Origin of the sequence: Corticimicrobacter populi (assembly GCF_003123725.1) — a bacterium.
GTDB classification, from domain to species: Bacteria; Pseudomonadota; Gammaproteobacteria; order Burkholderiales; family Burkholderiaceae_B; genus Corticimicrobacter; species Corticimicrobacter populi.
The window spans coordinates 1,005,006-1,019,875 of record NZ_QETA01000001.1; the positions used below are offsets into that span (position 1 = coordinate 1,005,006).

Annotated in this window: 11 protein-coding genes; 7 read left to right on the plus strand and 4 right to left on the minus strand. The window is 62.0% G+C overall.

Annotation, left to right across the window (positions count from 1 at the left end):
- Positions 1–6: 6 nt before the first annotated feature.
- Both aceF and aceE read right to left on the minus strand, forming a co-directional pair.
- Positions 7–1,347 (minus strand): dihydrolipoyllysine-residue acetyltransferase, encoded by a 1,341-nt coding sequence (aceF, locus tag DD235_RS04835; protein WP_239990031.1) that lies wholly within the window; start codon positions 1,345–1,347, stop codon positions 7–9.
- A gap of 15 nt (positions 1,348–1,362) precedes the next feature.
- Positions 1,363–4,068, minus strand: a complete 2,706-nt coding sequence (aceE, locus tag DD235_RS04840; RefSeq protein ID WP_109060861.1) for a pyruvate dehydrogenase (acetyl-transferring), homodimeric type — start codon at positions 4,066–4,068, stop codon at positions 1,363–1,365.
- Positions 4,069–4,407: 339 nt separating this feature from the next.
- On the opposite strand from aceE, the gene DD235_RS04845 reads away from it, so the two are divergent.
- The 5 genes from DD235_RS04845 to DD235_RS04865 are packed head-to-tail and all read left to right on the plus strand — an operon-like array spanning position 4,408 to position 10,269.
- Entirely contained in the window at positions 4,408–6,162 is a 1,755-nt protein-coding gene (locus DD235_RS04845) for a PAS domain-containing sensor histidine kinase (RefSeq protein WP_109060862.1), read from the plus strand.
- Entirely contained in the window at positions 6,159–6,779 is a 621-nt protein-coding gene (locus DD235_RS04850) for a response regulator transcription factor (protein WP_109060863.1), read from the plus strand. Before DD235_RS04845 ends, DD235_RS04850 begins: the two co-directional genes overlap by 4 nt.
- A gap of 41 nt (positions 6,780–6,820) precedes the next feature.
- Positions 6,821–7,684 carry a bifunctional methylenetetrahydrofolate dehydrogenase/methenyltetrahydrofolate cyclohydrolase FolD gene (gene folD, locus DD235_RS04855; RefSeq protein ID WP_109060864.1) on the plus strand — a complete coding sequence of 288 codons (864 nt, stop codon included), beginning with the start codon at positions 6,821–6,823 and terminating at the stop codon, positions 7,682–7,684.
- Between the two features lie 9 nt (positions 7,685–7,693).
- The gene (locus tag DD235_RS04860; protein WP_109060865.1) at positions 7,694–9,760 is read left to right on the plus strand and encodes a M3 family metallopeptidase; all 2,067 of its coding nucleotides are present in this window, start codon (positions 7,694–7,696) and stop codon (positions 9,758–9,760) included.
- Positions 9,757–10,269: an SMI1/KNR4 family protein gene (locus DD235_RS04865; protein ID WP_204524186.1), complete on the plus strand. Its 513-nt coding sequence runs from the start codon at positions 9,757–9,759 to the stop codon at positions 10,267–10,269. The genes DD235_RS04860 and DD235_RS04865 overlap by 4 nt, the downstream gene beginning before the upstream one ends.
- A gap of 30 nt (positions 10,270–10,299) precedes the next feature.
- Here DD235_RS04865 and DD235_RS04870 read toward each other — a convergent pair whose 3' ends face one another.
- Both DD235_RS04870 and DD235_RS04875 read right to left on the minus strand, forming a co-directional pair.
- Positions 10,300–11,721 (minus strand): dihydrolipoyl dehydrogenase, encoded by a 1,422-nt coding sequence (locus DD235_RS04870; protein WP_109060866.1) that lies wholly within the window; start codon positions 11,719–11,721, stop codon positions 10,300–10,302.
- Positions 11,722–11,736: 15 nt separating this feature from the next.
- A complete protein-coding gene (locus DD235_RS04875) occupies positions 11,737–11,937 on the minus strand; it encodes a heavy-metal-associated domain-containing protein (protein WP_109060867.1) in 201 nt (66 codons plus the stop codon).
- A gap of 160 nt (positions 11,938–12,097) precedes the next feature.
- On the opposite strand from DD235_RS04875, the gene DD235_RS04880 reads away from it, so the two are divergent.
- Both DD235_RS04880 and cueR read left to right on the plus strand, forming a co-directional pair.
- Complete coding sequence (locus DD235_RS04880; protein ID WP_109061029.1) at positions 12,098–14,380, plus strand: heavy metal translocating P-type ATPase; 2,283 nt, start codon at positions 12,098–12,100, stop codon at positions 14,378–14,380.
- On the plus strand, positions 14,377–14,793 hold the full coding sequence (gene cueR, locus DD235_RS04885) for a Cu(I)-responsive transcriptional regulator (RefSeq protein ID WP_109060868.1): 417 nt from the start codon (positions 14,377–14,379) through the stop codon (positions 14,791–14,793). Before DD235_RS04880 ends, cueR begins: the two co-directional genes overlap by 4 nt.
- Positions 14,794–14,870 lie beyond the last annotated feature (77 nt).

A 14,870-nucleotide genomic window follows, 5' to 3' on the forward strand; every position in this document is an offset into this window, starting at 1 on the left:
CGCTCCTTACAGGATGGCGCGGCGGAAGTCCGCCAGCAGGCTGCCCAGATAGGCGTTGAAGCGAGCGGCTGCAGCGCCATCGATCACGCGATGGTCATACGACAGCGACAGCGGCAACGTCAGGCGCGGCACGAACTGCTTGCCATCCCAGACCGGCTTGTGCGAAGAACGGGACACACCCAGAATCGCCACTTCAGGCGCATTGATAATGGGGGTGAACGAGGTTCCACCGATACCGCCCAGCGACGAGATCGAAAAGCAGCCGCCTTGCATTTCCGCCGGCGCAAGCTTGCCGTCACGTGCCTTCTTGGCCAGATCGCCGGTTTCCTGTGCCAGCTCCAGCACGCCCTTCTTGTCGGCGTCGCGAATGACAGGCACCACCAGGCCATTGGGCGTATCGGCGGCGAAACCGATGTGGTAGTACTGCTTGAGCACCAGGTTGTCGCCGTCGAGCGAGGCGTTGAACTCGGGGAACTTCTTGAGCGCGGCCACCACGGCCTTGATCAGGAAAGCCAGCATCGTGACCTTGATGCCTGCACGCTCGTTTTCCTTGTTCAGGCGCACGCGCAGCGCTTCCAGTTCGGTGATATCCGCCTCGTCATTGTTGGTGACATGCGGGATCATGACCCAGTTGCGATGCAGATTGGCACCGGAGATTTTCTTGATGCGCGACAGGGGCTTATTCTCGACCGGGCCGAACTTGGTGAAGTCGACCTTGGGCCAGGGCAGCAGATCCAGTCCGGCACCACCACCGGACTGCGCTGCAGCCGATGAGGATGCCACGCCACCCGCCAGCGCCTGCTTGACGAACTGACGTACATCCTCGACCACGATACGGCCCTTGGCACCGGAACCGGTCACACGGCCCAGGTCCACACCCAGCTCGCGAGCGAACTTGCGGATGGAAGGCGAAGCATGCGGCAGCTTGCCGCCTGCCGCCGGCATGGCCGGCAGCGATGCCGGCGGCGTACCCGTCGTTGCAACCGGTGCAGTTGCCTTGGCAGGTGCCGGAACCTCTGCCGGCTTGGCGGCTGCGGCCGGTTCGGCTTTGGCAGTCTCGGGAGCAGCAGGCGCTGCCTCGGCCTTGACTGCCGGTGCAGCTGCACCGGCCGACTCGACTTCCAGCACCACGCTGCCTTCGGCGACCTTGTCACCGACCTTGACCTTGATGGATTTCACCACCCCGCCCTGCGAGGCCGGGATCTCCATCGAAGCCTTGTCCGACTCCACCGTGATCAGGCTTTGTTCCGCCTCGATGGTATCGCCCACCGACACCAGCACCTCGATCACTTCCACTTCGCTGAAGTCACCGATATCGGGAACCTTGATTTCTACGATTTGGCTCATCTCGATGACTCCCTATCAAGCGTACTGCGGATTGGCTTTGTTGACGTCGATGCCGTATTTGACGATGGCCTCGGCCACCTTGGCACGCGGCAACTTGCCTTCGTCGGCCAGCGCCTTGAGCGCCGCCAGCACCACGAAATGGCGATCGACCTCGAAATGCTCACGCAGCTTGGAGCGGAAATCCGAGCGGCCATAACCGTCGGTCCCCAGCACCTTGAAGGTACGGTTGGCCGGCACAAACGGACGAACCTGATCGGCAAACAGCTTGACGTAGTCGGTCGAAGCGATGATCGGACCTTCGTGGCCCGACAACTGCGCCGTGACGTACGGCACCTGTTGCTCGGCATCCGGGTGCAACAGATTGTGACGCTCGCAGTCCAGACCATCGCGGCGCAGTTCGGTAAAACTGGTGATGCTCCATGCATCGGAGGCCACGCCCCAGTCCTGCTCAAGCAGATCCTGAGCCGCCAGCACTTCGCGCAGGATGGTGCCGGAGCCCATCAGTTGCACGCGCAGGTCACCCTGGCCACGCGAATTGCAGATGTACATGCCGCGGATGATGCCGTCCTCGTCGCCTTCCTTGAGGCCGGGTTGGGCATAGTTCTCGTTCATGACCGTCAGGTAGTAGTACACGTTTTCCTGATTCTCGACCATGCGCTTGAGGCCGTGCTGCATGATCACGGTCAGTTCGTGGCCGAAGGTCGGGTCATACGACACGCAGTTGGGGATCAGCGCCGACATGATGTGGCTGTGACCGTCTTCGTGCTGCAGGCCTTCGCCGTTGAGCGTGGTGCGCCCGGCGGTGCCGCCCAGCAGGAAGCCGCGCGCCTGCATATCGCCCGCTGCCCAGGCCAGGTCGCCGATGCGCTGGAACCCGAACATCGAGTAGTAGATGAAGAACGGGATCATGATGCGGTTGTTCGACGAGTACGAAGTCGCCGCCGCGATCCACGAGCTGAATGCGCCCGCTTCGTTGATACCTTCCTGCAGAAGCTGGCCGTTGGCCGACTCCTTGTAGTACATCACCTGATCTTTGTCGACCGGCACATATTTCTGCCCTTCCGGCGCATAGATACCGATCTGGCGGAACAGACCTTCCATCCCGAAGGTACGCGACTCATCGGCCAGGATAGGCACCAGGCGCGGCCCCAGTTCCTTGTCACGCAGCAATTGGTTGAAGAAGCGCACGAACACCTGGGTGGTCGAGACTTCGCGGCCTTCGACTGTCGGCTCCAGCATGGACTTGAATGTTTCCAGTCCCGGCACCTTGAGCTGCTCGTCAGCGTGGGTACGGCGCTTGGGCAGGTAGCCACCCAGTTCCTTGCGACGCTCGTGCAGGTATTGCATCTCGGGCGTATCGTCGGCCGGCTTGATATACGGCAACGATTCGATCTGCTCATCGGAAACGGGAATATTGAAACGGTCGCGGAAATGGCGGATCGAATCGATATCCAGCTTCTTCTGCTGGTGTGCGGGATTCTTGGCTTCGCCGGCATGACCCATGCCATAGCCCTTGATGGTCTTGGCCAGGATCACGGTCGGCTGACCTTCATGCTTGGTCGCGGCATCGAAGGCGGCAAACACCTTATGCGGATCGTGGCCACCGCGGTTCAGGCGCCAGATGTCGTCATCGGTCATGCGGGCGACCATTTCCAGCAGCTTGGGATGCTTGCCGAAGAAATGCTCGCGCACGAACTTGCCATCATTGGCCTTGCAGGCCTGGTATTCGCCGTCGACGGTTTCTTCCATCACCTGACGCAGGATACCTTCCTTGTCGCTGGCCAGGAGCGGATCCCAATAGCCACCCCAGATCAGCTTGAGCACGTTCCAGCCGGCACCACGGAAGTCGCCTTCCAGTTCCTGGATGATCTTGGCATTGCCACGCACCGGGCCGTCCAGGCGCTGCAGATTGCAGTTGATGACGAAAATCAGGTTGTCGAGCTTTTCGCGTGCGGCCAGGCTGATTGCACCCTTCGACTCGGGTTCGTCCATTTCGCCGTCGCCGCAGAAGACCCAGACCTTGCGATTGCTGGTATCGGCAATACCGCGGGCATGCAGATACTTGAGGAAACGGGCCTGGTAGATCGCCATCAAGGGGCCAAGGCCCATCGAGACCGTCGGGAATTGCCAGAATTCCGGCATCAGCTTGGGGTGAGGGTAGGACGACAGGCCCTTGCCGCCGACTTCCTGGCGGAAATGGTCGAGTTGGTCTTCGCTCAGACGACCTTCCAGATAGGCACGACCATAGACACCCGGCGAGGAATGGCCCTGGAAATACACCAGATCGCCACCGTGGCCTTCGCTTTCAGCATGCCAGAAATGGTTCTGGCCGCAGCCGATCATCGTCGCCAGCGAGGCGAACGAAGCAATATGACCGCCCAGATCACCACCATCGGGCGGCGACTTGCGGTTGGCCTTGACGACCATGGCCATGGCATTCCAGCGCACGAAGTGGCGAATGCGGGCTTCCAGTTCAAGATTGCCAGGGTGCTTGGGCTCAAGCGCGGCGGGAATGGTATTCAGGTAGGCCGTGTTCGGCGAAAACGGAATATGGGCACCCGAGCGGCGCGCCTTGTCGATCAGTCGTTCCAACAGGTAGTGTGCCCGCTCCGGGCCCTCCTGCTCCAGCACCGAAGTAAGGGCATCGAGCCATTCTTGTGTTTCGAGCGCGTCGGCGTCGTTGGCGGGGTCGTGCAGACCGGCATGATTCAGAGCGGACATCTATTGTCTCCTGTAAGGGGGTCCTATCCGATCCAGGGGATGCCCAGTCTTGTCGCAGCGACGCCCTGTTTCGGCTATCGGATCGGATCAAGCATGGCTTACTGCTCCCGTGGAGTCAACGCATTCTAGGAAAGACACCCGGACAGGGCAAGCAAAATTTCACTTTGCGGGATAGCATTTCATAATGAGAAATTTGATAGCTAAACCTTTAATTTATATCCGATTTTTTTGCACTGCAACATAACGGAATCTGGATTTTCCACTATATTCCAGACAGCAGTCCGGCACCGTGCCGGCGACAACAGTCTAAAATAGCGTGCTACCCGCTCGCATGACATCATGGCACGCCAGACCAAATCGTTTGTCCCGACCCCTTTCCACGACCACGCGTACGCCCGGCGGCGCGGGTTCTACTGGCTGACGCCCGCGCTGGTGCTGGTGCTCTACCTCTGTGTCATGGCTGCTTTCTTCTGGCTGCAGAGGCTGCGCGACGACAGCATCATGTTCGTCAGCATCGACCAGGAATTGCGCCAGCAGCGCCTGCTCTGGCTGGTCATCGCCCTCTCTTGCCTAATCGTCATCAGCCTGCTGGCTCTGTGGCGCTACACGCGCTTTCGCTCACGCGCCGAGGCAGCGCTGATTGCCGAAACAGGCTTTCGCCGCGCCATGGAAAACTCCATGTCCACCGGCATGCGGGTGCTCGACATGGAAGGTCGCATCGCCTACGTCAATCCGGCCTTCTGTCGCATGATCGGCTGGAACGAAGCCGATCTGATCGGTCGCAGCCCCCCCTTTCCCTATTGGGTACCGGGCAAGCACGAGGAACACCGCCATATCATCGACATCCTGCTCTCGGGCAAGGCTCCCGGCACCGGACTCGAGGTCGAGGCGCAGCGCCGCGACGGTTCACGCTTCACGGCGCGCATGTATGTCTCACCGCTGCTGGATCCGGCCGGCGACCAGATCGGCTGGATGACCTCCATGACCGACATCACCGAGCCCAAGCGCATCCGCGAGGCACTGACCGCTGCCCACGAGCGCTTCATGACCGTGCTCGAAGGGCTGGACGATGCCATTTCGGTCACGGCCGACAGCGCCGAAGGTCTCGAGCTGCTGTTCGCCAACCGCACCTACCGCCGTGTATTCGGCGCGCAGACCAGCGGCCATGATGAACTGCTGGCAGGCCGGCGCGGCCGCTTTACCGAAGAGGCCATCGAGGTCTTTTCGCAATCGGCCCAGCGCTGGTTCGAGGTGCACCACCGCATGCTGGCCTGGACCGATGGCCGACGCGTGCGCCTGCAGGTAGCGCGCGACATCACCGAACGCCGCCGCCACGAAGAAGCCTCGCGCCAGCAACAGGCCAAGGTCCAGCTCACCAGCCGACTGACCACCATGGGCGAAATGGCCTCGTCGCTGGCCCATGAACTCAACCAGCCGCTGACCGCCATCGCCAACTACAGCATGGGGGCCGTCGCCATGGTGCGGGCAGGCCGCACCGATCCCGAGATGCTGTTGCCGGCACTCGAGAAGGCCGCCAGCCAGGCCGAGCGGGCCGGCAAGATCATCAGTCGCATCCGCGAATTCGTGAAACGCAGCGAGCCGCGCCGCCAGCGCACTGCGCTGGGCACCATCGTGGATAACGCCATCGGCTTTGCCGAGATCGACGCCCGCCGCCGCCGCATCCAGATCATACGCCGCGAGCCCGAGGTACTGCCCGAAGTCATGGCCGATCCGATCCTGATTGAACAGGTTCTGCTCAACATCGTCAAAAATGGCCTGGAAGCCATGGAAAACAGCGAGAGCGATACACTGTATGTGGACATCACGCCCGGTGCACAGCAGGTCGAAGTGGCGGTCATTGACCGCGGCCACGGCCTGGCGGAGCCCGAGCGGCTGTTCGAACCGTTTTTCAGCACCAAGTCCGAAGGGCTGGGCATGGGGCTGAATATCTGCCGCACCATCATCGAATTGCATCATGGGCGGCTCTGGGCACAGGCCAACCCGGCGGGAGGCACGATCTTCCGCTTTACCCTGCCCTGTGCGGCGCCACAATCGACTGCACCCATCGACAAGTCCAAGGAGTTGCATGCATGAGTTCCATCCCTCCCAGCAGTAGTACCGTTTTCATTGTCGATGACGACGAAGCCGTCCGCGACTCGTTGCGCTGGCTGCTCGAGGCCAATGGCTATCGGGTACGCGCCTATGGCGACGCCGAACAGTTCCTGCGGGAATACGACGAAAACCAGGCTGGCGTACTGATTGCCGATGTCCGCATGCCCGGCATGAGCGGCCTGGAACTGCAGGAGCAACTGCTGGCACGCAACTCGCCGCTGCCCATCGTCTTCATCACCGGTCACGGCGACGTGCCGATGGCGGTATCGACCATGAAGAAAGGGGCTGTGGACTTTCTCGAAAAACCCTTCAACGAAGCCGACCTGCGTGAAATCGTCGGCCGCATGCTCGAAGAAGCGGCCCAGCGGCTCAACCAGGCCCAGTCCAAGCGCAACCACGAAGCCATGCTGGCCCGCCTCACCACCCGCGAACAGCAGGTGCTGGAGCGCATCGTAGCCGGTCGCCTCAACAAGCAGATCGCCGATGATCTCAACATCAGCATCAAAACGGTCGAGGCCCATCGGGCCAACATCATGGAAAAGCTGCAGGTCACCACGGTTGCCGATCTCATGAAGGTCGCCCTGCACCAGGAGTCCTGAACCGGGACCATACACATCAAGGAATGAGGAACATATCCAGCATGACAGCTCGCATCATCGACGGCGCCGCCCTGGCCCGCACCATTCGTACCGACGTTGCCCGTCGCGCCGAGGCGCTGACGGCTCAGGGCGTCAAGCCCGGCCTGGCCGTGATACTGGTCGGCGACAGCCCGGCCTCCCAGGTTTATGTGCGCAACAAGGTCAATGCCTGCGAACAGGCCGGCATGCACTCGGTACTCGAAAAATACGAGGCCGGGATGAGCGAAGCCGAACTGCTGGCGCGTATCGATGCGCTCAACCATGATCCTGACATCCACGGCATCCTGGTACAGTTGCCTTTGCCGGCCCACATCGATCCGCATCGCGTGATCGAAGCCATTGCCGCTGCCAAGGATGTGGACGGTTTCCATATCAGCAATGCCGGCCTGCTGATGACCGGCCAGCCGCTGTTCCGCCCCTGCACGCCCTATGGCGTGATGAAGATGCTGGAACACGAAGGTGCCGAACTGCGCGGTGCCGAAGCGGTGGTGGTGGGTGCCAGCAATATCGTGGGCAAACCCATGGCGCTGCTGCTACAAGCAGCAGGTGCCACCGTCACCATCTGCAACAGCAAGACCCGTGACCTGGCCACGCACACCCGCCGTGCCGACATCCTGGTAGTCGCCACAGGCCGACCGCGCATGATCACCGGCGCACAGATCAAGCCGAGCGCCATCGTAATCGATGTCGGCATCAACCGCCTCGACGATGGCAAGCTGTGCGGCGATGTCGATTTCGACTCCGCACGCGAAGTCGCCGGTGCCATCACCCCCGTACCGGGTGGCGTCGGCCCCATGACCATCGCCATGCTGCTGGTCAACACCATCGAAGCTGCCGAGCGCTGCCTGGCGCAGCATTCTGACTGAGGCCCTGCCATGACGCACAATCCGCTGCTGGTCGCACCCGACCAGCCAGTTGCCTATGGCGACATCCGCCCCGAACATATCGTCCCCGCCATCAGCCAGTTGCTGGAACAGGCCCGCGCGGCTGTCGAGCAGGCCGCCGATCCGGTCCTGACGCCAGACTGGGACAGCATCGTCGCACCGCTCGACAATGCCACGGAACCACTCTGGCGCGCCTGGTCGGTGGCGGGTCACCTCAATGCCGTCGTCAATACCCCGGCCCTGCGCGAGGCCTACAACGAGGCCTTGCCGCTGGTCACGGAATTCTCGACCTGGGTCGGTCTGCATACGGGCCTGTACCGCCAGTACAAGGCACTGGCTGCAGCCCCTGCCTTTGCCACGCTGTCGCCACTGCGCCAGCGCATCATCGAACTCGGCCTGCGTGATTTCCGCCTGAGCGGTGTCGAGTTGCAAGGTCAGGACCGTGAAGACTTTGCCACGATTTCCGAACGCGAAGCCCAGGTCACACAGAAATTTTCCGAAAATGTCCTCGACGCGATCGATGCCTGGTCGCTGTACATCACGGACACGGCACGCCTGAAAGGTATCCCCGAAGATGTGCTCGAGGCCGCCCGCGCCGCCGCTGAACAGGATGGGCAGTCAGGCTGGAAGCTGACGCTCAAGATGCCCTGCTACCTCCCTGTCATGCAATACGCAACTGACCGGGACTTGCGCGCCACGCTCTATCGCGCTTATGGCACGGCAGCTTCCGACCAGGGCGATGCGCGTTTCGACAACTCCGCACTGATCGAGGAACTGCTCGAACTGCGCAGCCGCGAAGCCGGCTTGCTGGGCTACAGCCATTTTGCCGAATTGCGGCTACTGACCCGCATGGCCGACAACGCCACCCAGGTCACCGACTTCCTGCGCGACCTGGCACGACGTGCCCGACCCCACGCCGAACAGGATCTGGCCACACTGCGCACCTTCGCACGTGATGAACTGGGGCTGGATACTCTGCAGCCCTGGGACACCGCCTTTGTATCCGAGCGCCTGCGCGAAGCCCGCTATGCCTATTCCGAAGACGAAGTGAAGCAGTATTTCAGCGCGCCACGCGTGCTGCAAGGATTGTTTGACATCGCTGCACAATTGTTCCGTATCCGCCTGCGCGAGATCGAGGCATCGGCCTGGCATCCCGATGTGCGTTGCGTCCAGGTTGAAGACGAATCCGGCACCCTGCTCGGTCATCTCTACATCGACCTCTATGCCCGTACCGGCAAGCAGAGCGGTGCCTGGGTCGATAGCGAACGCAACCGCCGCCGTCATGCCGACGGTACACTGCAGACACCGATTGCCTACCTGTGCTGCAACTTCTCGGCCCCCGGAGTCGGGCAGCCGGCCTTGCTGACGCACGACGACGTGATCACGCTGTTCCATGAAAGCGGCCACGCCCTGCACGCATTGCTGGGTGAAATCGACGAGCCGGGAGCCTCGGCATTCGCCGCCGTCGAGTGGGACGCCATCGAGCTGCCCTCGCAATTCATGGAAAACTTCTGCTGGGAATGGCCGGTACTGGAACGACTCTCGGGCCACCATGCCAGCGGTGAACCGCTGCCGCATGCACTCTATGAACGCATGCTGGCGGCGCGCAACTACCAGAGCGGGCTGCAAATGGTGCGTCAGATCGAGTTCTCGCTATTTGACATGCTGCTGCACCAGCGCACGAGACAGACCGATATTGCCGCTGTGCTGGACCTGTTGCAGGAAGTACGCCAGGAAGTCGCCGTGCTTTTCCCGCCCGAGTGGCATCGCCAGCCGCACACCTTCTCTCACCTGTTCGCCGGCGGCTATGGCGCGGGCTATTACAGCTACAAGTGGGCCGAAGTGCTGTCGGCAGATGCCTATGCGGCCTTCGAAGAGGCTGTGCAGGCAGGCCAGGCGAGCAGCACGCTGGAAGCTGCCGAGGTCGGGCTGCGTTTCCGGCGTGAAATCCTTGCTGTAGGCGGGGCGCGCCCGGCAGCGGAATCGTTCCGGGCATTCCGGGGACGCGATCCGGAAATCCAGGCCTTGCTGCGCCACCAGGGCATGCAGGCAGATTGAGTCGCTGCCTGACCTTTGAAGAAGCCTGCCTTCGGCTGAGTGCGTGGATCGCGCTCAGCCAGGGAGCGCTGATCGATACAGGCCACACAGAACGACAGGCCTTTCGCAGGACAAGACCTGTTCACGAAACTGAACTCTATGCGTTCGAACAGACCCACAAGCTCGCCCTGCCAAAATCCTATCGACGGTTTTTGATCGACGTCGGTGCCGTGGAAATTTTTTCCGGTGAAAAAACTGCAGGCATAGACATCCTGCCGCCTGCAGACATCGCCGATTTTTCAGCCTCCGTGTTCAGCAACTATGGAGAGGATCTGTTTCCGCAGGTGTTGCTGGCAGTCTCGTTGCCCAAGTTCGGTTACTTCGGCGGTTTCCTGATGGACAGCACGGAACAGAACTACAGCCTGTTCTATCCGGATATCCCGCCTGAACTCTGGATCGAGGAAAGTGAACTCCTGGATTTTGAAAGCTGGCTGGTTCAGTTGGTGAACAGCAGGGCAACCAAAGTCTGATGCCGTATCAGTCCTTGGTTGCCCTGCCACCTACGCCATCTTCAACTTACCCGCCACATCCCGCAGTGCCGTACGCAACCCCTCTTCCACCACGGGGTGGTAGAACGGCATCTCCAGCATCTGCGGTATCGTCATCTGCTGTTGCAACGCCCAAGCCAGCAAGTGGCCAATATGCTCGGCTGATGGCCCCGCCATTTCAGCCCCCAGGAAGCGGCCACTGTCCGGCGCTGCATAGACCCGCAGCTTGCCCTTGTTGCGCAACATGACCCGCGAGCGGCCCTGGTTGGAAAAATCCACTTCACCGGTCACGATGTCCTGCTGCTTCGACAGTGCCCTGTAACCTGGACCGACCTTGGCAATCTGCGGTTCGCTGAACACGATGCTCAGCCCGGCACGACGCTGGCCAGCCTCGACATTCGGCCAGTTGGCGGCATTGCGCCCCGCGATCCGGCCTTCATCGGCCGCCTCGTGCAGCAAAGACAATTCCGCAGTGGCATCGCCGGCAATGAATATCGGCAGGCCCTGAGTCCCATCGGTTGCCGTCGACTGCACCTGCAGCGTTTCCTTGTCATGCAACGGCACACCATGCTCATCGAGCACCGCAGACGTGTGTTCAAGACCGATATCATCCACGTTGGGCCTGCGCCCAGTCGCCATCAGGACATAATCGAAACGTTCCGTGCACTCACTGCCATCGAGCGCCACATAACGGATTTCGACTTGATCGCCCTGCCGCACCACGCTGTGCACCGTAGCCTTGGCATCCAGGTAGAACTCTTGCTGGAACGCAGCCAGCGCACTGGCTGCCACCTCGGGATCGGTGATGCCGCCCAGACTGCCGCTGCGGCCGAACAGACGCACGGTTACCCCCAGTCTTGCCAGCGCCTGGCCCAGTTCAAGGCCGATCACCCCCGGCCCATATACCGCCACGCTGCGCGGCAGATCCTGCCACTCGAACACGTCATCATTGACCAGCAGCCGCTCGCCCAGGCCTGCATATGCCTCGGGCACGACCGGCCGGGAACCCGTCGCAATCACCACCGAGCGGGCCTCGACACGCGTATGTCCATCAACATCCAGCACCGTATCGCTCAGGAAGCGGGCACGACCGCGCAGCTTGTCTGCGGCAGGGATGCCTTCGACCGATTCCAGCACGAAGCCGACGAAGCGATCGCGCTCACTGCGTACCCGCGCCATGACTTCACGCCCATTGATGCGCACCGTACCATCGACATGCACGCCAAACGGGGCTCCATGCTGTGCGGCATGGGCTGCCTCTGCCGCAGCGATCAACAGCTTGGACGGCATGCAGCCGACCCGTGCGCAGGTCGTGCCATAAGGCCCGTCCTCGATCAGCAAGGCCTGCTTGCCGGCCTGCCGGGCAGCACGATAGGCCGACAGGCCGGCCGTACCGGTGCCGATGACCGCAACGTCTGTCTGGCGTGTAATCATGGTGTCTCCTTGATATCAGGCAGGGGTATTCTCGTAACCGGCTTCGCGCAGCGCCGCAGCGACGGCATCGGGTGCGGCCGCCGTATCGATGGTGACCTGGCGCACCGGCAGATCGGCTTCTATCCGTGCATCGGCATCCAGCGCCTGCACGGCACGGGTGATCGAAGCCACACAGTGGCCGCAGCTCATATCGGGCACGCTGAGTTTGAGAGACATGATGGATACCTCGTGAAAAAGAATGGATTGGAAGACATGTTGCCACGGTTTTTTTACCCGGAGCAATATGCAAGTCCAAGTATTGACCTTACCATAATGGGAAGGTCAATACTGGATGCACGATATGACCGATTCCCCTTTTCACCCAGGTTGGTTTGCCATGACATCCTCTCCCGAAGACAGCGCTGCCGGCGCACCTCAGACGCTGGAACTGGCCGTCAGCGACATGAGTTGCGCGGCCTGCGTCAATCGTGTCCAGAAAGCCATCCGCGCCGCGCCCGGTGTCCAGCAGGCCAACGTCAACCTGGCGACCGAGCGCGCCTGGATCGCGTTCGATCCCGGCCAGACCTCACCCCAGGCCCTGGCCGAACTGGTCACCGGTATCGGTTATCCCGCCGAGCCGGTTGTCGATGCGCGTGAGCAGGCGCAACGTCAGGCGCAGCACAAACGGGAAGCCTTCCTGCGCCTGCAACATACCTTCCTGATCGCCCTGCTGCTGACCCTGCCGGTATTCATTCTCGAAATGGGTGCGCACCTCATCCCCGGCTGGCATCACTGGATCGAAGACACGCTGGGGCAGACACGCAACTGGCTGCTGCAGTTTGTCCTGACCACGCTCGTCATGGTCTGGCCGGGCCGGGACTTCTATCGACTGGGCTTTCCTGCCCTGTTGCGCGGATCGCCTGACATGAATTCCCTGGTGGCACTGGGCTCGGCTAGTGCCTGGCTGTACTCGGTCGTCGCCACTTTCATGCCTGACTGGCTGCCCGACAGCGCCCGCCATGTGTATTTCGAGGCGGCGGCAGTGATCGTCACGCTGATCCTGCTGGGACGCCTGCTTGAGGCACGCGCCAAGGGTCGCACGGGTGCCGCCATCAAGCGACTGATCGGCCTGCAGCCGCGTACCGCGCGTGTCCTGCGTGATGGCCAGGAACAGGACATCGACATCGCCCTGGTACTCCCGGGTGACCTGGTCCGGGTACGCCCTGGTGAAAAGGTACCGACCGACGGCACCATCACGGAAGGCGGATCCTATGTCGATGAGTCCATGATCACGGGCGAACCCGTGCCTGTACAGCGTACCGTCGGTCAGCCGGTCGTGGGGGGCACGCTCAACACCACCGGCAGCTTTACCCTGTCGGTCACGCATACCGGTCGCGACACAGTGCTGGCGCGCATCATCGGCATGGTGGAGACCGCCCAGGGCGCACGCCTGCCTATCCAGGCACTGGTCGATACCGTCACCGGCTGGTTCGTACCCGTCGTCATTGGCCTGGCGCTGCTCACCTTCGCGCTCTGGTGGTGGCTGGGGCCCGAACCCGCTCTGACACTGGCACTGGTCAATGCCGTAGCGGTTCTCATCATTGCCTGCCCCTGCGCTATGGGGCTGGCCACCCCCACCTCCATCATGGTCGGCACCGGGCGGGCCGCCGACATGGGCATCCTGTTCCGGCAAGGAGATGCCTTGCAGGGACTGAGCAGGGTCGATGTGGTGGCCTTTGACAAAACCGGCACGCTGACGCTGGGCAAGCCAGTCCTGACGGATCTTGAGCCGGCCGCAGGCTACAGCCGTGAACAGGTGCTGGCGCTGGCTGCTGCCGTCCAGCAGCATTCCGAGCATCCGATTGCCCAGGCCATCGTGGCAGCAGCACAGCAAGACGGACTAAGCCTGCCCGAGGTCTCCGGCTTCGAGGCGGTGACAGGTGCGGGGGTACAGGCGCAGACCCAGGGACAATGCCTGCGCATCGGCAGCGCCGCTTTCATGGAACAGCACGGCATTGCCTTGCCGCCTACCATGCTGGCACGCCTGCAGGACTGGGGCCAGACCGGCAGGACTCCCGTGTTCATGGCACTGGACCAGACTGCCGTGGCCGCGATTGCCGTGGCCGACCCGATCAAGGAAAGTGCGGCCCGTGCTATCGAGGCCCTGCATCGCCAGGGTGTGCGCAGCGTCATGATCACCGGCGACAATCGCCATACGGCCCAGGCCGTGGCACGCCAGCTCGGCATCGATGATGTCCACCCTGAAACCTTGCCCGATGGCAAGGTCGCCGTGCTGCAGGCCCTGCATGAACGTGGACTGAAAACGGCATTCGTGGGAGACGGCATCAACGATGCGCCGGCACTGGCCACAGCCGATATCGGTATTGCCATCGGCACCGGCACGGACGTGGCCATAGAGTCGGCCGCCGTCGTATTGATGTCCGATGACCTGCACGGGGTACCCGATGCGATTGCTCTGAGCCGGGCCACGTTGCGCAACATCCACCAGAACCTGTTCTGGGCCTTTGCCTACAACACGGCGTTGATACCGGTCGCCGCCGGCGCGCTGTATCCAGCCTGGGGCATCCTGCTGTCGCCGGTGTTCGCAGCGGGCGCCATGGCGCTGTCCAGTGTTTTCGTGGTGAGCAACGCCTTGCGCCTGAAAGGATATCGCCCATGAACATCGGCGCAGCCGCCCAGGCCAGCGGCATATCGGCCAAAATGATCCGCTACTACGAAAGCGTCGGCCTGCTGCCCGAGCCGGCGCGCAGCGATGCGGGCTATCGTCATTACGGACAGGCAGACCTGCACCGGCTGCATTTCATCCGTCGTGCCCGTGACCTGGGTTTTCCGGTCGAGCAGATCAAGGCGCTGCTGGCCCTGTGGGATGATCGCCAGCGCGCCAGCGCCGATGTCAAGAAACTGGCGCAGATGCATATCGATGAACTGGAACGCAAGGCGCAAGCGCTACAACAGATGGCCGATACGCTGAAGCACCTGGTCGAGCATTGCCACGGCGATGGCCGCCCCGACTGCCCGATCATCGAATCGCTGTCGGGCAGCGAGATGCAGGCATCGCACTGCTGTCGCTGACCTCATGCCATCAGGACAAGCCCATCTTGCCCTGATGACGGATGCCCTGTACCTGCCGTCCTGGCACAGATACCACG